This window comes from Emticicia sp. 17c, assembly GCF_037153985.1.
GTDB lineage: Bacteria > Bacteroidota > Bacteroidia > Cytophagales > Spirosomataceae > Emticicia.
The window spans coordinates 276,315-297,659 of the sequence record NZ_JBBAYI010000006.1; the positions used below are offsets into that span (position 1 = coordinate 276,315).

Genomic DNA, 21,345 nt, shown 5'->3' on the forward strand with positions numbered 1-21,345 from the left:
CATGTCTGACGTTTTTTTTAAATTTTAATCAGAATCTGGTATTAATAAAAACAGGGATAGTACAATCCCTTGAATCGTTTTAGGAGAAAGGTATATGCTGCAAGCAAAAAACATAAAAAAAAGTTACGGCAAGCTGGAAGTACTCAGAGGAATTGACCTGACAATTAATCAGGGCGAAATTGTCTCTATCGTAGGTGCATCAGGTGCCGGAAAAACCACACTTTTACATATTTTAGGCACGCTCGACAAAGCCGACTCAGGCGAGGTAACGCTAGATGGTATTAGTTATAAATCGTTGAAAGATAAGGAATTGGCTCGTTTTCGTAACGAAAAGATTAGTTTTATTTTTCAGTTTCATAACCTGATGCCCGAGTTCACAGCCCTCGAAAATGTGTGTATTCCGGCATGGATTCAGAGTAGCCGTGGTGTATCAAAGTCGTCTGACGAAATCGAAAAAAGAGCCATTGAATTATTAACAATGCTTGGCTTGGGCGAAAGAGTAAAACATTTTCCGTCCGAACTGTCAGGCGGTGAACAGCAACGGGTAGCCGTGGCTCGTGCCTTGATTAACGCGCCCTCGGTTGTTTTTGCCGATGAGCCAAGTGGCAACCTCGACTCGAAAAATGCAGAAGAACTGCACCACCTTTTCTTTGAATTACGTAAAAAATTTAATCAGACCTTTGTTATTATTACCCATAACGAGCATCTGGCCGATATGTCAGACAGAAAACTGGTAATGCAGGATGGGCAAATTCTGGTATGAGAAAATTAGTCCATAACTGAGTGCAACAGCTTTTGTGGGCTAATTTAAAACAACATTGCTACGCTTATTAAAACAACTGACGCTCTTGGGCGTTATTGTATTTTCTGCAAGCCTTATGAAAAAACGGATTATTATACTTTTTACCTTCGTAGCGTACCAGTTGGTAGCACAAGAAAAACTGCAACTAGTTTACGAAGACTACGTTTATGAGCCTAACATTAAGTCGGTGCAATTATACCCCCTTATAGGAAGTGCCACCGACCCTGCCAAAAGCCTTAACCCTCCGGTTGTGCAACTAAGAGATAACAACGGTCTATGGCTTGAATTTGATGATTTACGGGCCGAGTATCAGCAATATCATGTGAGAATCCAACATTGCGGAATGGACTGGAAGCCATCGGTACTTTCAGATATTGAATACATGCCTGAGTACAACGACCTCATCATTAACGATTATCAGGTATCGCAAAATACTAAAGTACCTTATTACCACTATAAAATAGAATTACCTAAAATGTTGCTTTCGGGCAATTATCTGGTAATTGTATGGCGTGGCCGTCAGCGCAATGATGTTATCCTGTCGCGTAGATTTATGGTTTATGAAAATGCCATTGGTTCAATGGCTAGCGTTAGGCAGGCGCAAAATCCGGCTAAAAATAAAACCCATCAGCAAATTGATTTACAGATTAACTACGGTAATTATTCGGTAATGTCGCCGCGGGATGAATTTAAAATCGTTATCCGTCAGAATTATCGTTGGGACAGAACCCTTAAAAACCTGAAACCCTTTAGTGTAAATACGGCTACTAATCAATTAGATTTCAGGTTTTTTGATGATGAAAGCACTTTTCCGGCAGGAAACGAATATCGTTTTTTTGATTCAAGAAGTACGTATAGCCGAGGATTGTTTATTGATAGAGTACAACGAGGCACAGAAGATGCGATGTGGGTTTCGCCGCAGCGCGACCGCAGCGAAACAGTATATCTGGAGTCGAATGATTTTAACGGAATGTACGTAATTGAAAGTCGCGACGGCAATAAACCTGAAACAGATGCCGATTATATACAAATGAATTTTGGGCTGAAAAGTCAGGAACTGGAACCCAACGAAAAAGTCTATGTGAATGGCAGTTTTAATGACTGGCACCTTAATAAACTGAACGAGATGGTTTATGATAATACCTTTGGTGGTTATGTTGCCCGTATTCCGCTTAAACAAGGGGTTTATAACTATGATTTTGTATTAACAAAAGACGGAAAACCTGACGAGACCTTTTTTGAAGGTAATTTCGGTGAAACAGAAAATACGTATGAGATTTTTGTGTACCATAAACCCGTAACGGCGCGGTCAGAACGATTAATAGGGTATCGGCTGGTTGATTTTAATAAAAGGCGATAAAACAACACAAGTATGAAAACAGCTTTAGTAGTAGGTGCAACCGGATTAATCGGCAACCACCTGACCCAGAAACTGGTAAATCATCCGGCATATTCAACCGTAAAGGTTATGGTCAGAAAACCGCTTGGTTTTCAGCACCCCAAGCTGCAACAGATTATTGTGGATTTTGATAATCTTGACCCCTCAGTTGTAGTAGCTGACGATGTTTTCTGTTGCCTCGGTACTACCATGAAACAGGCCGGCTCGAAAGCTGCATTCTATAAAGTTGATTTCACATACCCGCTCGAAGTAGCAAAAGCCGCACTTAAAAATGGAGCGCAGCAATATTTTATTGTAACGGCTATGGGGGCCGACGAAAAATCGATGTTTTATTACAATCGCGTAAAAGGCGAAGTTGAAAAAGCCCTGAGCGATTTACGTTTCCCTACGCTCGTTATTTTTCGCCCTTCTTTGTTATTAGGCGAACGTACGGAATCACGCGCTGGCGAAGGCTTGGCTACTATTCTAATGACCAAACTGGATTTTCTGATACCGGCCAAATACAAGGCTATCAGAGGTGAAACCGTAGCTAATGCCATGCTTGCCACAGCGCAGCAGGGTATAAAAGGCAAAGATATTCTTGTCTCGGAAAAAATGCAGGCTTTTGTATCCTGATTACTCCCATTTCTAATTTGCTTACCTGTTAGTATCTTCTTGTGCCTGTTTTTCGGTGATAGATAAATTTTTTTTAGCGTTTTGTTTGTGAATTAAAATATTGTTTAGATATTTAGACATATTTCTAAATATTAATATTTGTTCAACTTAAACTTTTAAAAAAAATGGCAGAAATAACTACCTCTGCCCGTACTGCACGGGTAGACATGACCCCTATGGTCGATTTAGGCTTCTTGCTTATTACTTTCTTTATGTTTACGACTACCTTCTCGACTCCAAACGTTATGAAGCTGACCATGCCCGATAACTCGGTTATTGACATCCCCCCCGAAATTGCTGAGAGTAATTCTCTGACCTTGATTCTGGGCAAAGACAACAAGTTATTCTGGCATCAGACTAATTTTGAAAAATTAAGTACCAATTACCTGTTTGAGGTTGGCTATGGTACAAGCCTGCGGCAACTCATTCTTCAAAAAAGAAAAAAAGCCCGTGAAGAAGAAAACTTTACAGTGATTATCCGCCCTACTGATGACGCTAACTACAAAAATGCTGTTGATGCCCTTGACGAAATGATGATTACTAACCAACAACGGTATGTAGTAGCCGATTTAACACCTAAAGAAAAACAGGTTTATGAAGCTAAGCAAGCCCCAATGCCTTAAACAGGTTTGTTTGTGACTAAAACGATTATCCGCACACTTTATAGCTAAAGCCACGGAAAATTTCCTATATTCGTGGCTTTACTATGCCACTATGAAAAAAACAATCTGCTTCATCGGCCTTCTGTGTATTATAGCTAATCCGTTTCTTACTTTTTCGCAGGCACTAAAAGAAGACCTGAAATTAAAAGCGCAACTACAAGCCCTCATTAAAGATTTTAATGGAGATGTAGGCATTTTTGTGCATAACCTTAAAACCAATAAGTTTGCTGCCATTAATGCTGACACGGTTTTTCCTACGGCTAGTATGATTAAAATACCTATCATGGTTGGTACTTTCGATAAAATCAGAACGGGTGCGTTGCAATATGAGCAGGAACTGGTTTATCGAGATTCGCTGCATTATGACGACGGCATTGTGGGGTCTTTAAAAGATAGTACCAAAATACCTTTGAGCGAGGTCATGATGCTTATGTGTACTGTAAGTGATAATACCGGAAGTTTATGGTTACAGGCACTGGCAGGGGGTGGCAAAAGAATCAACGCCATACTTGATTCGCTGGGTTTTGAGGTAACACGTGTAAATTCAAGAACGCCGGGCCGTGAAGCCAACCGGAGTAAATATGGCTGGGGGCAAACCTCCCCCCGCGAGATGGCTACCTTATTAACCATGCTAAGGCAGGGTAAAATTATTTCGGCAGCTTATTCAGACAGAATGTACCGTAATTTGTGCCGCCAGTATTGGGACAAAGAAGGGCTTTCGCAGTTGCCTGAAAACATAAAAGTAGCTACCAAAAATGGAGCAGTGAATCGCTCACGCTCAGAAACCGCGCTGGTTCATGCACCAAACGGTGAGTATGTATATAGCGTAATTACAAAAAACCAGAAAGACGAATCGTGGAACAGAAACAACGAAGGCTACGAGCTGTTGCGTAAGGTAGGGGCTTTACTCTGGCATTATTATGAGCCTAAATCAAAATGGAACCCAGTAGAAGGATACGAAAAATTGTAGATACTATGTTGATTCAAGCCTATCAGAAAGACCAGCAACTGCTGACCGATATTGAAAGTACTATGGCTGTAACCGAAGGGTTCAGGGTTTGGTGGCTTGGGCAGAGTGGCTTTCTGATTCAGTATCAGGGTAAACACTTATTGTTTGACCCTTACCTGTCAGATTCTCTCACAAAAAAATATGCCCATACAGACAAACCACATACCCGAATAAGCGAATTGGTTATACAGCCACAGGCACTGCCTGTAATTGAGGTGGTAACATCGTCACATAACCATACCGACCATCTGGATGCCGAAACCCTATTGCCTATATTAGCCAATAACCCAGCTATTAAATTGGTCATTCCAGAAGCGAACAGGCTTTTTGTAGCCGAAAGACTAAAATGCAGGCCTGATTTCCCGATTGGCCTGAACGATAACGAAAATGTAACCATAGGGCCTTTTCGCTTGTATGGAGTGCCAGCAGCCCATAATACGCTCGAACGAGACGAAGCCGGAAAATTAAAATATATGGGTTTCATAGCCGAATTTGGGCCTTATAAAGTATATCACTCAGGAGATACTCTTTGGTATGAGGGTATTGTAGAAACCCTGCAACCATTTAAGGTCGATGTTGCATTTTTGCCAATTAATGGCAATAAGCCCGAAAGAAAAGTAGCCGGAAACCTGAACTTTGAAGAAGCAGCAAAGCTCGGCAAAGCAATAGAGGCAAAACTTACCGTTCCGCACCATTATCATTTATTTGGTTTTAATACCGAAGACCCCGAAAACTTCGTTCGTAAAGCAGAAGAATACAAAACGCCTTATAAAGTTATGAGGTTGGGAGAAAGCCTCGAAATTATCTGATAAATACCCGATTAATTACTCATTTATAAAAATCAATGAAAAAACTCGTTGTCGTTTTAGCTTTAAGCAGTGTCATTTTTGCTTGTAGTAAACCCTCTTCCCAGACAGAAACTACCAGCGTACCCGAAGCAACAGCCCCAACAGGCTTAGGTAATAGCGTTTGGGTAAATGCCCGTTATCTGCAAACAATAGAAGAAACAAAATCGCCATTAAAAGCAAAAATCTATGCCGATACCGTCATGGTTTCGTTCAATGCAGCGGCCGATACCGCAAACATGGTCTGGAATTTCCATGAGGGCTCTTCTTATGCTGTCAAGCAGGGCGATTCCATTCAGCTATTTAATACCTATGAAGAAAAACCAACGCCCGAATTTGCCGGAAGCCTCATGAATAATACCCTGACACTTGGTAATACGGCTTTCAAAAGAGTAGAAGGCATTGATTTTATAGAGCAAAAATTCTGGATAGGTAAATATACAACCAACGGGAAACCCATTGAGTTAAAAGCGAACAACGAACTAACAGGTATGGAGTCGGCGGACTCATACCATGTGTGGGTAGACTACGTAACTACACAAACAGACATCGATTTAATAGATTTAGGTAAACAAGGGACCGACAACTCAAAAACCTATGGCTATAAATTTGAAGGCAATGACATTGTTTTTTACGAATTCATCTGGGCTGAGGATGGCTTGATAGGAAAAGCCGGAAAAGAAGTTTTCAGGTGGAAAAAACAATAATAACCTAGCCTATACAAAAAACAAAGCGTGTTGTTTTTGGCAACACGCTTTGTTTTTTATGAAACAGTTGTCTGATTAAACTGTTTGTTTTTCAAGATTGAATAAATCGTTCAATACATCAATCAGCGTTTCGGCTTCGCCACGTTTGCAGGCTGCTTTTAATTGTAGTACAGGAAGTTTAATAACTTTCTGCATCATGCTAGCCGTTATTTTCTCTACTTTTTCTGCTTCTTCGGCCGAAAGGTCTTTCACAAAGCGGGCCATCTCTTCTTTTCTGATTTGCTCCAACGCGTTTTTCAGTTTCTGAATAGTTGGCGAAACAATCATTTCCTGCGACCAGTTGTTAAGTTCTCCGATAGCTGCTCCAATTATTCTTTTTACGTCAGGGATAGCATCCAGACGGCGTTGGAGGGCCGCATTGGCACGAAGCTGAATTTCGTCAAGGTCGTACGATACAACGCCTGCCAGTTCTTCAACATCAGGCGCAATGCTACGAGGCACCGAGAGGTCAATCAGGTACTTAACCGAAAGAGATTTATGTTTAAGACTGTTTTTAGTAATGAAAGGTTCTTCTACACGCACAGAAGAAATAACAATGTCGGCCTCAAGAATTTGTTCATTTACGGTCTGGAAATCCGAAACCATAAAGCCAAGCTCCTGTGCCAGTGTTTCTGCTTTGCTGCGTGTGCGATTAGTAATAGTAATGTTCTGATAATTTTTGTCGGCCAGCGTTCTGCACACATCTTCGCCTATTTCTCCCAGCCCTACTACCAGAATTTTAGGGTTTGAAAGCATCGGTAAGAAACTCTCTAACACTTCAACGGTGGCATAAGAAGTTGATGCCGCGCCATCTCTGAAACCTGTTTCCTGAACAATACGCTTATTAGTAAAGAAAATAGTATGTAACAAACGGTGCAGGAATGGCCCCGCCATTTGCACATCGGCTGCCCATTGATAAGCGTGTTTTACCTGATTCGGAATTTGCAGGTCACCTACTACCTGTGACTGAAGCCCCACAGCTACCTCAAACAAATAATTAACGGCTTCGCTGTGGTCGTCGATAAAATCAAAATATGGTAGAATTTCGTTTGAGTTAAGCACTTTCAGGCTAGCTAGCAAACGAACAATATCTTCACTAATGTTTTTTTCCGAGTAGTAATAAATCTCGGTACGGTTACAGGTAGAAAGAACGAGGGTTTCGGAAACATCAAATGTTTCGCGTATTTTGAGCATCAAATTTTTGCATTCCTCTTCATTAAGTGCAATTTGCTCTCTGATATGCAGAGATGCTTTCTTATGAGAAATTGAAATTGCTTTAAAATATCCGTACATGTCTTTCAGTAATTCCCTGCAAATTTACAGTCAGAAAACAATATGATTGTAATGAAATGTTATGATTTTCGTCAGTTTTTCTAATTTAGAATGTTTCTAAACTTAAAGATGTGTTTCTGTGTTTTTCAACTAGGAAAAATACAAATGGAGATTTAGTAAATAACCGTCGGTCTATTATAACGTAAAACCAGCTTAAACAATTCAAAAACACCGGATAATCTTCATTAAGAACACATTAAAGTTTAAAAAACAGCATCTTCGGGCTATTTCGTAGGGGGCAATTGATTGGCTAATGAAACCTAATCTTTATATTTGCTGGTAATATCCGAAGAAAAACGTATGAAAAAACTACTCTTGTTATTGCTGGTGGCTTTGGCTTCTTGCCAGCAAACCCCCGAACTGCAAACTGGTATCTGGCGGGCTACTATTCCTACCCCTGGCGGAGAATTACCGTTTAATCTGGACATTCAGAAAGAAGAAAATGGCTATGCGGTGCAGGTTCTGAATGGAGAAGAAAAACTAAAAATGGACCACGCCTTTGTAAAAAACGATTCGCTACATATTCCGATGGAAATCTTTGATGCCGAAATTGTAGCCAAAGTAGGAAACGGTACTTTGAAAGGCTATTGGAAAAAAATGCGCTCAGACTTCACTTTTATTCAAACAGATTTTAATGCCGAATTTGGAAAAGACCACCGCTTTACGTCGGTTAAGGATGCTCCGAAGGTATCAGTAAGTAAAAAATATAGTGTATTGTTTCTATCGGCCGACAAACAGGATTCAACCCAGTCGGTAGGGGTTTTTGAAACCATTGGCTCGCAGGTTCGGGGTAGTTTTCTGACTACCACCGGAGACTACCGCTATCTGGCAGGAGACATCATTGGCGATAGCCTCAAACTTTCTTGCTTTGATGGCACGCACGCATACCTGTTTAAAGCCAGAATTGAGGGCGATAAAATGAGTGGCGGTTTCTGGTCGGCTCCAACAGGCTTTGAGTCTTGGGCAGCCATCAAAGATGACAACGCCCAGTTGCCCGATGTAACCAAACTGACTTACCTCAAAAAAGGCTATACAACCGTTGATTTCTCGTTCCCGAATACCGAAAACAAGAAAATATCGTTAAACGATACCACCTATAAAGGCAAGGTTGTAGTAATTCAGATTTTGGGTTCATGGTGCCCAAATTGTATGGACGAAAGCCGTTTTCTGGCTCCGTGGTACAAGAAAAATAAAGACCGTGGCGTTGAAATCATTGGGTTATCGTACGAGAAAAGTGCTGATACCACCTTTGCATTTCCGAAAATCAAGCGTATGAAAGAGCGTTTCGGTATGGACTACGAAGTGTTACTGGCCGGAACCAACAATAAAGACGAGGCCTCTAAGACCCTACCGATGCTTAACCGTGTAATTGGTTTCCCGACTACTATTTTTATTGATAAAAAGGGGCAAGTGCGCGAAATCCATACGGGCTTTTCAGGCCCCGGCACAGGTCATTATTACGATGAGTTCGTGAGCGATTTTAATCGTCTGATTGATAAACTACTGGCAGAAAAGCCATAACAGGTTTTGGAGGAACCATAGCACTCAAAATTATTATAAACAATTTTGAGTGCTATGGTGTTCTTGAAATATAAGCAACTACTTGAACCATGAGTATTGATACAACAGAAATTATACTAGTAAATGAAGCCGACGAAGAAACAGGAAGCGGGGGTAAATTATGGGTGCATCAGCAGGCATTATTGCACAGGGCTTTTTCGGTTCTGATTTTTAATGATAACAACGAATTGCTGATTCATCAGCGGGTTTTTGACAAGTATCATTCAGGAGGTCTCTGGACAAACACCTGTTGCGGGCATCCTAATGCGGGTGAAGAAATAAAAACAGCGGCCAAACGCCGCTTGGGAGAAGAAATGGGCTTTACTTGTGATTTAGATTTCTTGTATAAGTTCCATTATAAAGTTACCTTTGATAATCAACTGACCGAAAACGAAATAGACCACGTTTTTACAGGCTTATACAACGAACCTTTTGAGGTGAATCCGGCGGAAGTTCTTGCGTATAAATGGGTAAGTATCCCTGAAATTATGGAAGAAGTAAAGCAAAAGCCGGAAAATTATACCTTCTGGTTCAGAAAAATCCTTGAAAGTGATGTCTTACAGGATTTCGTGGCAGTATTATCATAATGCTAACATTTACTGAATAATAACCCAATGGAAAAGCGAGTAATTGGTCTTGGTGGCGTGTTCTTTAAATCGGAAGATAACGAGGCGCTACGAAACTGGTATAAAACACATTTAGGAATTGAGTCGGAGCCGTGGGGTGGTATATTTGAATGGAGAAGGAAAGAAAATCCTGACGACATAACGTATACCTCATGGAGTCCATTCAAGAAAGATTCTACTTATTTTGAACCAAGCAAAAAAGATTTCATGCTGAATTATCAGGTTGAAAACCTCGATGAACTACTCAGGCTTTTGCAAGAAGAGGGCGTACAGATTGTTGATAGGGCAGAAGATACTGAATACGGTAAGTTCGGGTGGATACTCGACCCCGAAGGAAATAAAATAGAACTCTGGGAACCGCCAAAAAATATTTAATGCTTTCGATAATTATTGTATTTTTGTGCTAAAATATAATAAAAAGCATGAAAAAAAACCTACTCGTATTTAGTTTTTTGCTTATTACTTCTTTAGCTGTCGCTCAAAAGAAATCAAAAAAAGACTACCTTATTACCTTAAAAACCAACTACGGAACCATGCACATGGTTTTGTTTGATGACACCCCCCTGCACAAAGCCAATTTTATAAAGCTGGTTAGTAAAAAGTTTTATAATGGGTTGTTGTTTCACCGTATTATTGATGGATTCATGATTCAGGGTGGAGACCCAACTTCCAAAAATGCCAAAACCGGCGATAAACTTGGGAGCGGCGGTACCGATATGGAGCGCATTCCGTATGAATTTACCCCTGCGCACGTTCACAAAAAAGGGGCATTAGCCGCTGCTCGGGACAATAACCCTGAGAAAAAATCAAGCGCATGCCAGTTTTATATTGTGCAAGGTAAAAAAGTTACCGACGATGAACTGAAAACCATTGCCAGCCGTAACAAAATGGAATATACCAACGACCAACGCGCCGACTACATTGGTATTGGTGGCACGCCTCGACTGGATAATAGCTATACTGTTTTTGGTCAGGTAATTGATAACCTGAATGTAATTGACACCATAGCCAAACAAGCTCGTGATGAAGCCGATCGCCCCTTGCAGGACGTAAAAATGACCATGACCATAAAGAAAGTAAAGAAGAAGAAAATCACGAAGCAGTTCGGGTATAAGTATCAATAAACAATTGTAATATTATAGGCGCAGACACATGAAAAAGATTCTTATTACAGGTTCAAACGGATTACTTGGGCAAAAATTGGTAGAATTACTAATAAATACTACTGAAAACCAAGTAATAGCAACGGCAAGAGGCGATAACCGTTTGCCTTTTAAAGATGGCTATGAGTATGTACGGATGGACATAACCAACAAGGAAGAAGTACTGGCAGTAATAGCACAGGTAAAACCTGAGGTAATTATTAATACTGCTGCCATGACCAACGTAGATATGTGTGAAAGTGCCAAAGACGATTGCTGGAAACAAAATGTAAGTGCCGTAGAGTATCTGATAGAGGCTTCGGCAGCTAATAATTGTTTCCTGTTACATGTATCAACCGACTTTATTTTTGATGGCAAAAACGGGCCTTATAAAGAAGATGCCGAGGCTAACCCTATCAGTTTTTATGGCTGGAGCAAATACGCCGCCGAAAAACTGGTAATACATAGTAATATTCGTTGGGCTATTGCCCGTACGGTTCTCGTATATGGCATAGCGCACGACATGAGCCGAACAAATATTATTTTGTGGGTTAAGAAATCGTTGGAAGAAGGCAAAAATATAAAAGTAGTAACCGACCAGTGGCGAACCCCTACACTAGCCGAAGATTTAGCCAAAGGCTGTTACCTCATTGCCGAGAAAGAAGCAGAAGGAATCTTTAATATTTCAGGAAAAGATTTTCTGACACCTTACGAAATGGCTATCATGACCGCCGATTTCTTTAACCTTGATAAATCGTTAATTGCTCAGGCAGACTCAACAACCTTTACACAGCCAGCCAAGCGACCACCCAGAACGGGCTTCGATTTGTCGAAAGCAAAAGAGATACTCGGTTATGAGCCTGTAAGTTTTACAGAAGGCATTGCCATACTGGCAGAGCAAATAAAATAGCCCTTTCCTAAAGGTAAAATTTCTTCCAGCGAATGTATTCTTCAACTACATCGCTCACCATATAACGAATAGGTTTCCCTGCTTTGATAGCGTTTCTGATAAAAGTAGCAGATATATCGAGCAGGGGAGCCTCAATAAACTTCACTTTGGGGTGATTACTGAATTGATGCGACGGCGTATTGGGCCGTGGGTACACATATAGTTCGTAATATTCCAGAATTTTATCATAATTCTTCCAGTTTTCAAACTGTACCAGATTATCTTCACCCATAATAAGCTTGAACTCATGCGCCGGATACCGCTCTGATAACTTCGCCAGTGTATCAATCGTATAGCTCGGTTTAGGCATCGAAAACTCAATATCGCTGGCCTTGAGCCGGTAATTATCTGAAATAGCTTTCTCGACCATCGTGAGGCGGTCAAACTCGTGTAAAAGCCCTTTATTTTTTTTGAACGGATTCTGCGGCGACACCACAAACCATACCTGTTCCAAATCGGTAGTATATGCCATTGTGTTGGCAATAATCAGGTGGCCAACATGAATGGGGTTAAACGAGCCAAAAAACAAACCAATTTTCATTACGTGCGTGTTAAAATGCTTACAAAGCACAAATATAAAAGAAGGCGGTTATTCCGAACCCAGAATAACCGCCTTTTGAATCGATATAGTAAGGAAATTATATTTTCACCCAAGCCTGTTTGCGGTGGCTTTCAATGATTCTTTCGCAAATAATCAGTTCACGCAAACCATCTGCAAAAGTCGGGTATGTTGGGTTTTCGGGTTGTTTGCCTTCAGCAACAGCCGCGTAAACCTCTTTAAACAATTGTTTTGAGGTATCAGGGAAGCCCTCGTTATGCCCGCCCGGGAAACTGATAAGGCTTTGTGCCTCACGGTAAAACAACGAAGGGTCTTTCATTAATACCTGATTTGCACCATCGCGTTTTCCAATCCACATTTCGTTTGGTTTTTCAGAACACCATTCAAAATTGGCTTTAGAACCAGAAATCTCGATGTTCAAACGGTTTTTACGGCCAGCCGAAACCTGACTTACAGTTACGCTCCCTTTGTTGCCGTTATCGAAACGTAGCAATACGTTGGCGTGGTCTTCGGTGTTGATAGGTACTTCCTGATAATCAGATGCCTGCAACATTTTGCCCGAATAAGTTTCAATGGCTTTCAAAGGTTTCAGACGGGTTTTATGAACCGTCGAGAAATCGGCCATTACTTCTGTAATTTTCAAACCTGTAATGTATTCTGTTACGTCAAGCAAGTGAGAACCAATGTCGGCAATTGCTCTTGAGTCGCCCGATTTGTCAGGCTCCAGACGCCAGTTGTAGTCTGTCTGATAGAAAAGCCAATCTTGCAGGTATGAACCCAGAATTGAGTATATTTCGCCCAAATCGCCTTTTTCGCGCATGGTTTTCATCTGGCGTACCAGCGGATAATATCTCAGATTAAAGTGTACGGCATTAACCAGACCAGATTCGGCAGCGATTTTTACTAGTTCTTCGGCTTCTTCAATTTTGGTAGCTAGTGGTTTTTCACATACTACGTGTTTGCCTGCAAGCAAAGCAGCTTTTGACTGAGAATAGTGCAAGAAGTTAGGCGTACAGATATGGATACACTCGATGTCCTCCTGCTTTAATAAGTCCTCAAAAATATAAGCCCGTTCGATACCCAGGCTGGCTGCTTTGTCGGTAGCCAATTCGATGTTGGCTTCGCAAAGAGCAGCTACTTCTACATTTGGTAAACGGCGTAGGGCTTCAATATGAGCTGGCCCGATAAAACCCGTTCCGACAACGGCAACTTTAATTTTTTTCATAGTCGAGTAAGACCCCTGCTCCCTGATGGGGAATTAATTTTGGTTAAGAATACATGCCCCCTTCAGGGATTGGGGGCGACCGTAGCACGGTATTATTAATTAAAACTACTTATGGCGTATTTTTCAGTATTACAATAAATAAGGCTGTACAAATAAAAACCTTCTTTTGAGGTGCCGTATCGCCGCAAAATTTGCAGGATAGGTGCTTTTGCTCTGGTTTTCAATAAACTTGCTATTTCTTTGGTGGCAGTAATAGCCCGCACCTCTTGTTGCATACTGTTTACATCAATCTGGTAACGCATAAAAAGTGTACGGAACAACGAGCCATCAATTAGCGGTTGGTCGGTTAAGCCTGAAAGATTTTCGTTTGGAATATACGTTTCTTCAAGCATTACCGGAAATTCTTCTACAAACCGGAGACGCTTCAAAAATACAAATTCTGTATGAAACTCCTGATGAAGTAAATGTTTAAAAATTGGTTCTGTGATGGTGTGTAATATTGGTCCTTCCAGAATACTGGTGGTGCCGTGGCGGTCGCTGGCACTTACAACTTCGGTCCAGCCTTTTAATGAAAGTAACCCCAACGACTTACGAATGGCCGAAACAATACTGCCTTTGCCATGCTGGCGTGTAATGTACCCTTCTTGCACCAACTCGTTTAATGCCTGCCTGACGGTCATGCGGGTAGCATTAAATTCAACACAAAGGTCATTCTCAGAAGGAAGTAAACTACCTTCGGCATATTGGCCTGAGGTGATTTTTTCTTTTAAATGAGCCTGAATCTGGCGATAAAGCGGTATTTTCATGTTATTACCCTTAAACTATAAGGAATACAGGGTTTAAAAGAATGCAAAAGAATAACAAGCATTTGGCTAATGCAATTATTTTTATAACATTCTTACTAATTTATCAAAAAAGGCACTCAGGATTCCCGAATGCCTTTCCAAGACGAAAATACTTTAACCTATGATGAATACCCCGTAGACGGGGAACTCAAATTCTTTAGAACTTCATCAGAGAAGTCTTTAACTTATATATTTATAAATTATTATGCTCTTGCCTAAGAATACCATACAAAAAAAGCTAAAAAACGTTGTATAGACAAATATTTAGAAAGTTTTTTTTAAGCATGCTAAGATAGAACCATGTATTGGTCAAAAAAGTATTAGATTTTTTTAAAATTTTACCTGATGTATGCTGTCTTTATTGAAACATGAATGAGTAAGGAAAATAGCTGTTTGCATACTTTTTTATCAAAACGAGCAAAAAAATATGGTTTTTTTTCTGAAAACTTCAAAAAAAACTATCTTTGTTGCACTTTCCTAAAATCAAATGTCCTATGCTTTATTATTTGTTTTCTTACCTTGACAAAACCTTCAATTTCCCGGGGGCGGGGGTGTTTCAGTACATTACCTTCCGTGCCATGGGAGCCATCGTATGCTCACTTTTAATTGCTGCCATTTTTGGTATCAGGCTTATTAACTATCTGAGAAAACTTCAGATTGGTGAAACTATCCGTGATTTAGGGCTAGACGGGCAGATGCAGAAAAAAGGAACGCCTACAATGGGTGGGTTTATTATTCTGGCCTCGTTGTTGATTCCGGTTTTGTTGTTTGCACGCCTCGACAACGTTTATATCGTATTGCTGATTATTGCTGCGCTCTGGACGTGTGGTATTGGCTTTGCCGATGATTATATCAAGGTTTTCAAGAAAGATAAGGAAGGCTTAAAAGGCCGCTTTAAAATAGTAGGGCAGGTGGGTTTAGGTTTAATTGTGGGGCTAACCCTCTATTTTAACGATTATGTAAAAATTAGGGTATATGATAAGGCTAAGATTAGTACGGCAGTAGGCGAAATACAGAAGTATACCGATATGCACTCGCTTACAACTACTGTGCCTTTCTTTAAGAATAATGAAATAGACTACCAGATGCTGGGTAGCTTTCTGCCTGAGAGTCTGGCATGGATTCCGTATGTACTAATTGTGATTTTTATTATCACGGCCGTATCAAACGGAGCTAATATTACCGATGGTATCGATGGCCTTGCTGCGGGTACCTCGGCTATTATCGGCCTTACACTGGCTATTTTCGCATATTTATCAGGAAATAAGGTTTTCTCGCAGTACCTGAGTATCATGATGATTCCGAACTCGGGCGAGGTAGTAATATTCTGTTCGGCTTTTGTGGGGGCTTGTATCGGGTTTTTATGGTATAATGCTTATCCGGCACAGGTTTTTATGGGCGATACGGGCAGTTTAATGCTGGGAAGTGTTATCGCTGTTTTGGCTTTAGCGTTGCGCAAAGAGTTACTGATACCCGTTATGTGTGGTATATTTCTGGTTGAAAGTCTCTCTGTTATTATGCAGGTAAGTTATTTTAAATACCAGAAAAAACGGCGCGGACTTGAATATGCGCAGAAGAACCGTCTCTTTCTGATGTCGCCACTTCACCACCATTTCCAGAAAAAAGGTTACCATGAATCAAAAATAGTAACCCGTTTCCTCATTGTAGGCATTGTGCTGGCAGTGGCGTGTCTGGTTACGCTGAAACTCCGATAATTATTTCAGGATTTCATCCATTTTTGACTGATATTCTTTGAATTTATCTAAGCCCCGATGGCGTCCCTCCGGCAAGGTAGTCAGGATTCCATCGGGTTTTTTCTTTAATACCTCCAGTAGCTGCAAACTATGGTCATAAGGCACAATCTGGTCGGCCGTTCCATGAAACATATAAATCGGGCATTTTACCTTTGTTATCCATTCATACGTAGGAATATTAAACTCAGATACTTTCCTGTACGGAAACAGTGGCAGGTGGCTCCAGGCAACATCGGGTATACAATAATAGGGGGCTTCAAGTATGAGCATCTTTACTTCGTTATCCATTGCTAGTTTAGTAGCAACCCCTGTACCCAGCGAGCGGCCGTATACAATTACTCGTTTAATACCATACCTTCTTGAAATGTCTTTCAAAACCATTTGGGCATCGTTCAGCAGATTGGCTTCGTCGAGCCGACCATTACTTTTACCGAATCCACGGTAATCATACATAATTACGTCATAGCCACGTCTGGTAAATTCTTCGGCGTATTTTCCCCAGACACTTATATTCCTTGAGTTGCCATGCAGATACATTACCACACCCTTGGTGAGGGTATCACGGCTTGTAAACATAAGGGCGTTCAGGTTTACATTTGGTGCAGGAGTAACGTAAAACTCGGTGGCATTATCAAATTTAAACTGATAGTCTTTCTCTAGTTTGTCGGGGTGTAAAAGAATAAAACGTTGAAAAAGTACGGCTAAACCGAAAACAACAACGTAGGCAGTCAGGGCAATGGTCAGGATTTTCTTAATCAATGAAATATACTTTGTTTGCATCACTCGTTTTTTAAAAACACAAAACTATTCTATTCGGAATTGTTTGTCAAAAATTAAATCAAATCTATCTAATAAAATATCTTCCAGATGCTTGTGATATTCTGGAAACGAAGGCAAGTTATTATGCCCGCCGCCGTAAATAGGTACTAGCCGTGTGTGCTGCGGGGCCAGATTCGCCAGTTTTACGCTCGACCGAAACGGAATCAGGAAATCTTTTGTGCCATGAATAATATAAATGGGGCATCTGACATATTTAATGTATGTATCAGTACGGATAGAAAACCGGAGAATCATGGAAACGGGAAGAAATGGCAAAAATCGACTGGTAAGATGCGAAAAACTGTAATAAGGGGCATCAAGAATAAGGGTTTTCGGATGATTACGGGAGGCCAGCTTGCAGGCAAACCCCGACCCTAACGAGCGGCCGTAAATCACGATATGGTTTTCCTGATAGCCTTTTGCCAGCATTTGGTTGTAAACCACCTGCGAATCTTCATACATTTTGTCTTCGTCGCGCTTGCCAGTGCTTTTCCCAAACCCCCGATAGTCAATCATCAGTACGTCGTAATCGTGCGAAATAAAATCTTTGGCATATTTAGCCCATCCTTTAATACTTCGGGTATTGCCATGAAAATAAATAACCAGCCCGCGGGTGGTTTCGCCTATATCATAAAACAACAAGCCATTGATTCTTGCGCCGTCGGGCATTTCAAAGAATAACTCTTCGAAGTGGTCGTCATAGCGGAACTCAAAATCCTGTGAGAGTTTTTCAGGCTTGAAAATAAAATACTCCTGAACCTTATAGGCCACAATACAGATAACTATATAAATAATAATTACCAGTATGAGAATCTGCGTAGCTGTCATGAGTACACCATTAAATTGCATAGGCTGCCTGTGCAGCGGTCTATTAGTCAGGTATCTTTATTCAACTACTAACATACGTAGTTTTTATGAATTATCAGAAAATTGATGTGTAAGATTTACCTTTTTTTATGGAATATGTCAGGCGTAAGCACTAGCGAGTCTTTTCTTAAAAGGGCGTGTTTCAGGTCGTTGGTTTTGTTATATTGCGTAGATGCTTCATAGTGGTCAACCAGTTCATACAATATATCTCTTAACATTTCCAGCTTGTTAGTGCCTAATATTTCTTTAAATTTTTCATTAACATACTCCATGCATCTTTTCCAATCGACTAATGCTTGTATACCTTTAGGCGAGTGCCTTACAATTAACGCGCGTGCGTCTGTATGGTCTTTTTCTACTGTTACATAGCCTTCTGTTTGTAATTCTTTTATTAGTTTGCTCATGGCTTGCTTGGTTACACAAGCTCTGCTGGAAAGATTGTTAATGTTGGTTCCTTCCAAATCAATGTGCAACAGGGCTACTGCATGGCCAATTCTGAAATTTTTATACCCGATGCCTTCCAGATACTCACTTGCTATTTCGCTCATAAAACGATACGTTTTACTCAGCAGTTTGCCGAAAAGCCTTCCCTTTGTGGCCTTAAAAACAGCCACTTCACTTAATATGTCTTCGTTCATTGTGTTTACTAAGATTCAATACATTGATTATCAATGAATTGCAAAAATAACAAATTTGTCTGTTTCCTTATTCTAATACAAAACTAAATAGAAAAAATAAATTAGTCAATATGCTTGACTAATTTAGTAAACTTGGTTTACCTTTGCATCGTCAATTAAGTTGACTATTTAATAAACGCTAAAATTGCAATTAAATTACCTACAATAGAAAAATGGAAACTCCGCAAAAAAAATCATTTAAAAATTACATTCCTCGTATTATTCTGGCAGTTATCCTGTTAGGGGCAGGAATTTACGCTTACAGCCGTTACCAATATAATTTAGCCTACGAAACCACCGACAACGCCCAGATAGAAACCTATACCGTGCCGGTAGTGCCACGTGTAGGTGGCTACGTAACCAGCGTAGGCATGAAAGATTTTGAACAGGTAAAAAAAGGACAACTACTAGTTGATATCGACGACCAAGAGCAACAATTGGCTCTGTCGGAAATGGAAGCGGTGTATCAGCAGCTATTAACCGATGTTGAAAATGCAAAAGCCAACATCAAAAACACGAACATGACTATTAACGCTGCGGAAACCAATATAAATGCAACGGTTTTGCGTAAAGAGAAAGCGCAAAGAGATGCCGAAAGAGATGCCAAATTATATGCCGACAACGCCATTACCAGACGCCAAGCCGATGATAGCAAGTCGAACCTAGATGTGCTTAATGCCCAATATGAAGGCCAGAAACAGGATATAGTAGCCAGCAAGTCTCGTCTGGATGTGCTATATAGTAATTTACATAAAGCCGAAGCAGCATTGGCTGTACAAAAAGCAAAAATTGACCAACAGAAACTACGCCTGACCTACTCGAAAGTATATGCAACCGAAAACGGAAAAATTGGCAGAAAAAGCGTAGAACCAGGGCAGTATATTCAGCCGGGCCAGACTTTGGCTACTATCGTGCAGGATTCGTTATACTGGGTAGTTGCCAATTTCAAGGAAACACAAATTAAACGTCTGGCTATCGGGCAGGAGGCCTCTATCAAACTGGATGCCTACCCTGACCTTGATATTAAAGGAAAAATAGTTGATTTCTCGGATGCTACCGGAGCAAAATATGCCTTGTTGCCACCCGATAATGCCAGCGGTAACTTCGTAAAAGTTACTCAGAAAATACCTGTAAAAATAGCCATTGATGGCATAGAAAAATACCGCGACAAACTACGCGCGGGCATGAGCCTTGAGGTAGAGGTGAAAATTAAATAAGAGCTATTGACTATTTCTACATCAGAACGTTTTCATGGAAAATACAACAGAAAACAACGTGGTAGGTGCTTCAAGGTTTATTATCGTACTCACAACTGTAACCGCCGCGGTTATGGAATTGCTCGACACCACGATAGTAAACGTAGCACTGAACCAAATGGCTGGCTCGTTAGGAGCCACCATTGAAGATATTGCGTGGGTTATTACATCTTATGCAATTGCCAATGTAATTATTATTCCGATGACGGGCTTTCTGGCTGAATATTTTGGCCGTAAACGCTATTATCTGGCATCGATGATAATTTTCGGGATTGCATCTTACCTCTGTGGTAACTCAACGAGCCTGTGGGAACTGGTATTCTGGCGATTTATACAAGGTATTGGCGGTGGAGCCTTGCTTTCTACCTCGCAGTCTATTTTGTTTGATGCCTTTCCGGGGAAAGAAAGAGGCATGGCCTCGGGGCTTTTCGGGATGGGTATCGTTTTAGGGCCAACTTTAGGGCCAACCCTCGGAGGGTACATTGTTGATAATTATACATGGGGAGATATTTTCTATATCAATGTGCCTATTTGTATTGTGGCTACTATCCTGACAATTTTATATGTACCTAAGAAAGCCGATGAAGGTAAACACCGTGATAAAATCAAAATCGATTATCTGGGTATAGCCCTGTTAATGGTTGGTATTGGTGCTTTACAGTATGTACTGGAAAAAGGGGAGTCGAAAGACTGGTTTCAGTCGAGAGAGATAACACTGGTAACTTTTGTGGCTGTTGTGGGTATTATCGGGTTTATCAGTAGAGAGTTAAATACCGACCATCCGGTAGTAAATCTCAAAGTTTTTGGGAACCGAAACTTTGCATTTTCGAGCATATTTGTACTGGTATCGGGTTTCGGTTTGTTTACTTCGGTGTTTGTGTATCCGGTACTGGTACAACGTATCAACGGTTTTACACCCTATGAAACGGGGCTTTCGTTGTTGTTTCCGACCCTAACTATTTTGCCGATGTTCCCTATTCTAGGGCGGCGGATGTCGTCGGGGGCTTCGCCAATTCCTTTTGTAGTAGCGGGTATTCTTATCTTTGCTTTCTTCGGTTTTTATAGCGGAACCGCCACAACCGATATGGGTCGGTGGGATTTCTACCCTATGCAGTTAATGCGTGGTTTGGGTACAGTACTGCTTCAGCTACCCTTAATTAATGCTTCGGTGGCTGGTTTAAAACCGAATGAATTTGGTGCGGGTATTTCACTTACAAACATGATTCGCCAGCTTGGTGGGGCTTTTGGTATTGCTTTAGCCAATAACTATGTAGCACAACAATACGCACAGCATAGGTCTGACCTCGTAGGTAACTATCTGCCAAGTAACCCGTTATTTATTGAGCGATTCAACGCCATTAAAATGTCTTTTCTGGCGCGTTCGGGCGATGTAGTACAAGCTACTACACAGGCATACAGGCAACTGGAGCTACTGCTCGACCGGCAAGCCTATTATCTGGCGTATCTGGATACCTTCCGTATTATTTCTATTTTCTTTTTGTGTGTATTACCTCTGGTATTTTTACTCCGAACAAAGAAAAAAAGTGCAGCCGAAGCCGCAGAAGCAGCCAAAGCCGCCGCCGAAGCACATTAAAATCTGATTTTATTATAGCCTGA

General features: G+C 40.9%; 22 protein-coding genes. 15 read left to right on the plus strand and 7 right to left on the minus strand.

The annotated features are described in order from the left end of the window. The first annotated feature begins 94 nt into the window (after window positions 1-94). From WAA15_RS13975 to WAA15_RS14005, 7 genes are all read left to right on the plus strand, one after another. Entirely contained in the window at window positions 95-763 is a 669-nt protein-coding gene (locus WAA15_RS13975; RefSeq protein ID WP_337043398.1) for an ABC transporter ATP-binding protein, read from the plus strand. Between the two features lie 115 nt (window positions 764-878). Beyond that, window positions 879-2,162 carry a type IX secretion system plug protein gene (locus WAA15_RS13980; RefSeq protein ID WP_337043399.1) on the plus strand — a complete coding sequence of 428 codons (1,284 nt, stop codon included), beginning with the start codon at window positions 879-881 and terminating at the stop codon, window positions 2,160-2,162. A gap of 12 nt (window positions 2,163-2,174) precedes the next feature. Continuing rightward, window positions 2,175-2,816, plus strand: coding sequence for an oxidoreductase (locus WAA15_RS13985; RefSeq protein WP_337043400.1), 642 nt, complete (start codon window positions 2,175-2,177; stop codon window positions 2,814-2,816). 164 nt (window positions 2,817-2,980) lie between these two features. Further along, a complete protein-coding gene (locus tag WAA15_RS13990; protein WP_337043401.1) occupies window positions 2,981-3,478 on the plus strand; it encodes a biopolymer transporter ExbD in 498 nt (165 codons plus the stop codon). Between the two features lie 91 nt (window positions 3,479-3,569). Beyond that, window positions 3,570-4,487, plus strand: a complete 918-nt coding sequence (locus WAA15_RS13995) for a serine hydrolase (RefSeq protein ID WP_337043402.1) — start codon at window positions 3,570-3,572, stop codon at window positions 4,485-4,487. Between the two features lie 5 nt (window positions 4,488-4,492). Next, window positions 4,493-5,335 carry an MBL fold metallo-hydrolase gene (locus WAA15_RS14000; RefSeq protein ID WP_337043403.1) on the plus strand — a complete coding sequence of 281 codons (843 nt, stop codon included), beginning with the start codon at window positions 4,493-4,495 and terminating at the stop codon, window positions 5,333-5,335. A gap of 35 nt (window positions 5,336-5,370) precedes the next feature. Next, window positions 5,371-6,078: a hypothetical protein gene (locus WAA15_RS14005; protein WP_337043404.1), complete on the plus strand. Its 708-nt coding sequence runs from the start codon at window positions 5,371-5,373 to the stop codon at window positions 6,076-6,078. Window positions 6,079-6,153: 75 nt separating this feature from the next. Here the strand turns inward: WAA15_RS14005 and hemA are convergent, their stop codons facing one another. Further along, on the minus strand, window positions 6,154-7,410 hold the full coding sequence (gene hemA / locus WAA15_RS14010) for a glutamyl-tRNA reductase (protein ID WP_337043405.1): 1,257 nt from the start codon (window positions 7,408-7,410) through the stop codon (window positions 6,154-6,156). Window positions 7,411-7,749: 339 nt separating this feature from the next. On the opposite strand from hemA, the gene WAA15_RS14015 reads away from it, so the two are divergent. The 5 genes from WAA15_RS14015 to WAA15_RS14035 all read left to right on the plus strand — a co-directional run bounded on the left by WAA15_RS14015 (window position 7,750) and on the right by WAA15_RS14035 (window position 11,687). Then, a complete protein-coding gene (locus tag WAA15_RS14015; RefSeq protein ID WP_337043406.1) occupies window positions 7,750-8,970 on the plus strand; it encodes a peroxiredoxin family protein in 1,221 nt (406 codons plus the stop codon). A gap of 89 nt (window positions 8,971-9,059) precedes the next feature. Beyond that, a complete protein-coding gene (gene idi / locus WAA15_RS14020) occupies window positions 9,060-9,596 on the plus strand; it encodes an isopentenyl-diphosphate Delta-isomerase (RefSeq protein ID WP_337043407.1) in 537 nt (178 codons plus the stop codon). A 27-nt stretch (window positions 9,597-9,623) separates the two neighbouring features. After that, window positions 9,624-10,010: a VOC family protein gene (locus WAA15_RS14025; protein ID WP_337043408.1), complete on the plus strand. Its 387-nt coding sequence runs from the start codon at window positions 9,624-9,626 to the stop codon at window positions 10,008-10,010. Window positions 10,011-10,057: 47 nt separating this feature from the next. Further along, window positions 10,058-10,759, plus strand: a complete 702-nt coding sequence (locus WAA15_RS14030; protein ID WP_337043409.1) for a peptidylprolyl isomerase — start codon at window positions 10,058-10,060, stop codon at window positions 10,757-10,759. A 28-nt stretch (window positions 10,760-10,787) separates the two neighbouring features. Beyond that, on the plus strand, window positions 10,788-11,687 hold the full coding sequence (locus WAA15_RS14035) for an SDR family oxidoreductase (protein ID WP_337043410.1): 900 nt from the start codon (window positions 10,788-10,790) through the stop codon (window positions 11,685-11,687). Between the two features lie 7 nt (window positions 11,688-11,694). On the opposite strand, the gene nadD is transcribed toward WAA15_RS14035, so the two are convergent. From nadD to WAA15_RS14050, 3 genes are all read right to left on the minus strand, one after another. Then, window positions 11,695-12,267 (minus strand): nicotinate (nicotinamide) nucleotide adenylyltransferase, encoded by a 573-nt coding sequence (gene nadD / locus WAA15_RS14040; RefSeq protein WP_337043411.1) that lies wholly within the window; start codon window positions 12,265-12,267, stop codon window positions 11,695-11,697. A 97-nt stretch (window positions 12,268-12,364) separates the two neighbouring features. Then, on the minus strand, window positions 12,365-13,510 hold the full coding sequence (locus tag WAA15_RS14045; RefSeq protein WP_337043412.1) for a Gfo/Idh/MocA family protein: 1,146 nt from the start codon (window positions 13,508-13,510) through the stop codon (window positions 12,365-12,367). 95 nt (window positions 13,511-13,605) lie between these two features. After that, entirely contained in the window at window positions 13,606-14,316 is a 711-nt protein-coding gene (locus WAA15_RS14050; RefSeq protein WP_337043413.1) for a GntR family transcriptional regulator, read from the minus strand. A 533-nt stretch (window positions 14,317-14,849) separates the two neighbouring features. On the opposite strand from WAA15_RS14050, the gene mraY reads away from it, so the two are divergent. Further along, a complete protein-coding gene (mraY, locus tag WAA15_RS14055; protein WP_337043414.1) occupies window positions 14,850-16,070 on the plus strand; it encodes a phospho-N-acetylmuramoyl-pentapeptide-transferase in 1,221 nt (406 codons plus the stop codon). On the opposite strand, the gene WAA15_RS14060 is transcribed toward mraY, so the two are convergent. From WAA15_RS14060 to WAA15_RS14070, 3 genes are all read right to left on the minus strand, one after another. Then, complete coding sequence (locus WAA15_RS14060; protein WP_337043415.1) at window positions 16,071-16,889, minus strand: alpha/beta hydrolase; 819 nt, start codon at window positions 16,887-16,889, stop codon at window positions 16,071-16,073. It lies immediately after the preceding gene. A gap of 24 nt (window positions 16,890-16,913) precedes the next feature. Further along, window positions 16,914-17,777 (minus strand): alpha/beta hydrolase, encoded by an 864-nt coding sequence (locus WAA15_RS14065; protein ID WP_337043416.1) that lies wholly within the window; start codon window positions 17,775-17,777, stop codon window positions 16,914-16,916. Between the two features lie 95 nt (window positions 17,778-17,872). Then, the gene (locus WAA15_RS14070) at window positions 17,873-18,433 is read right to left on the minus strand and encodes a MarR family winged helix-turn-helix transcriptional regulator (RefSeq protein WP_337043417.1); all 561 of its coding nucleotides are present in this window, start codon (window positions 18,431-18,433) and stop codon (window positions 17,873-17,875) included. 212 nt (window positions 18,434-18,645) lie between these two features. Here WAA15_RS14070 and WAA15_RS14075 point away from each other — a divergent pair, with 212 nt between their 5' ends. Both WAA15_RS14075 and WAA15_RS14080 read left to right on the plus strand, forming a co-directional pair. Next, window positions 18,646-19,689, plus strand: a complete 1,044-nt coding sequence (locus WAA15_RS14075; protein WP_337043418.1) for an HlyD family secretion protein — start codon at window positions 18,646-18,648, stop codon at window positions 19,687-19,689. Between the two features lie 34 nt (window positions 19,690-19,723). Further along, the gene (locus WAA15_RS14080; protein WP_337043419.1) at window positions 19,724-21,322 is read left to right on the plus strand and encodes a DHA2 family efflux MFS transporter permease subunit; all 1,599 of its coding nucleotides are present in this window, start codon (window positions 19,724-19,726) and stop codon (window positions 21,320-21,322) included. Window positions 21,323-21,345: the final 23 nt, after the last annotated feature.

Coding starts and splice junctions, on each gene's coding strand:
- WAA15_RS14000 (WP_337043403.1), top strand. CDS start 4,493: ATGTTGATTCAAGCCTATCAGAAAGACCAGCAACTGCTGACCGATATT.
- WAA15_RS13980 (WP_337043399.1), top strand. CDS start 879: ATGAAAAAACGGATTATTATACTTTTTACCTTCGTAGCGTACCAGTTG.
- idi (WP_337043407.1), top strand. CDS start 9,060: ATGAGTATTGATACAACAGAAATTATACTAGTAAATGAAGCCGACGAA.
- WAA15_RS13975 (WP_337043398.1), top strand. CDS start 95: ATGCTGCAAGCAAAAAACATAAAAAAAAGTTACGGCAAGCTGGAAGTA.
- WAA15_RS14075 (WP_337043418.1), top strand. CDS start 18,646: ATGGAAACTCCGCAAAAAAAATCATTTAAAAATTACATTCCTCGTATT.
- hemA (WP_337043405.1), bottom strand. CDS start 7,410: ATGTACGGATATTTTAAAGCAATTTCAATTTCTCATAAGAAAGCATCT.
- WAA15_RS14060 (WP_337043415.1), bottom strand. CDS start 16,889: ATGCAAACAAAGTATATTTCATTGATTAAGAAAATCCTGACCATTGCC.
- WAA15_RS14025 (WP_337043408.1), top strand. CDS start 9,624: ATGGAAAAGCGAGTAATTGGTCTTGGTGGCGTGTTCTTTAAATCGGAA.
- WAA15_RS14035 (WP_337043410.1), top strand. CDS start 10,788: ATGAAAAAGATTCTTATTACAGGTTCAAACGGATTACTTGGGCAAAAA.
- WAA15_RS14080 (WP_337043419.1), top strand. CDS start 19,724: ATGGAAAATACAACAGAAAACAACGTGGTAGGTGCTTCAAGGTTTATT.
- WAA15_RS14030 (WP_337043409.1), top strand. CDS start 10,058: ATGAAAAAAAACCTACTCGTATTTAGTTTTTTGCTTATTACTTCTTTA.
- WAA15_RS13985 (WP_337043400.1), top strand. CDS start 2,175: ATGAAAACAGCTTTAGTAGTAGGTGCAACCGGATTAATCGGCAACCAC.
- WAA15_RS14050 (WP_337043413.1), bottom strand. CDS start 14,316: ATGAAAATACCGCTTTATCGCCAGATTCAGGCTCATTTAAAAGAAAAA.
- WAA15_RS14070 (WP_337043417.1), bottom strand. CDS start 18,433: ATGAACGAAGACATATTAAGTGAAGTGGCTGTTTTTAAGGCCACAAAG.
- WAA15_RS13995 (WP_337043402.1), top strand. CDS start 3,570: ATGAAAAAAACAATCTGCTTCATCGGCCTTCTGTGTATTATAGCTAAT.
- WAA15_RS14015 (WP_337043406.1), top strand. CDS start 7,750: ATGAAAAAACTACTCTTGTTATTGCTGGTGGCTTTGGCTTCTTGCCAG.
- WAA15_RS13990 (WP_337043401.1), top strand. CDS start 2,981: ATGGCAGAAATAACTACCTCTGCCCGTACTGCACGGGTAGACATGACC.
- nadD (WP_337043411.1), bottom strand. CDS start 12,267: ATGAAAATTGGTTTGTTTTTTGGCTCGTTTAACCCCATTCATGTTGGC.
- WAA15_RS14005 (WP_337043404.1), top strand. CDS start 5,371: ATGAAAAAACTCGTTGTCGTTTTAGCTTTAAGCAGTGTCATTTTTGCT.
- WAA15_RS14045 (WP_337043412.1), bottom strand. CDS start 13,510: ATGAAAAAAATTAAAGTTGCCGTTGTCGGAACGGGTTTTATCGGGCCA.
- mraY (WP_337043414.1), top strand. CDS start 14,850: ATGCTTTATTATTTGTTTTCTTACCTTGACAAAACCTTCAATTTCCCG.
- WAA15_RS14065 (WP_337043416.1), bottom strand. CDS start 17,777: ATGCAATTTAATGGTGTACTCATGACAGCTACGCAGATTCTCATACTG.